The organism is Methanospirillum sp., from assembly GCF_035406105.1.
GTDB lineage: Archaea > Halobacteriota > Methanomicrobia > Methanomicrobiales > Methanospirillaceae > Methanospirillum.
On record NZ_DAONKG010000310.1, the window covers coordinates 1 to 605 of the forward strand.

Here is a 605-nt window from a genome sequence, read left to right on the forward strand (position 1 = left end):
ACAACCGGTAGGTCCGGAATAGGAATTCCACCAAGGGCTGCCGATACTGCTGCCACGAGATCTGCACATCTGCCGGTATCAGTGCACGTTCCAAATGCAAGGACGGGGGGAATCTTCAGGGCATTACAAATCGCTTTTAGCCCTGGCCCGGCCAGATCAGCAGATTTTGGATTACACAGGCCCGATACTTCCATAGCAGCACTCCCACAGCCCATGGATAGGATGAGAATATCCCGTTTTATCAATTCTTTTGCTATAGCGACGCTATGCACATCCTGACCGCTATCCCGCAGTGATGTACAGCTGACAAGCCCGGCTATTCCCTTGATCGTTCCATCCTTTATGGCGTTCAATAAGGGATCAAGAGATCCTCCTAGGGCGGTAATAATACTCTCCGTTGAGAACCCGACTATGGCCTCCTGGACTGGCAGCCCGGTGAGGGGGTGAACATGTGCCTTCCGTTTTGGGAAGTTCGAAATTCCCATCTCCAGGATAGACTCTGCCTGGCTTTGGGCATCTTCCGGGATGTAATTGATCCGATCACTGATACCTTCAAAAGCGACCAGATCACTGACCGGGAGAAGTTTGAACTGATATTTTTGTGC

Annotated in this window: 1 pseudogene; it reads right to left on the reverse strand. The window is 51.1% G+C overall.

Annotation, left to right across the window (positions count from 1 at the left end):
• A pseudogene (locus PLA23_RS12865) lies at positions 1-605 on the reverse strand (anaerobic carbon-monoxide dehydrogenase catalytic subunit); the annotation flags it as partial.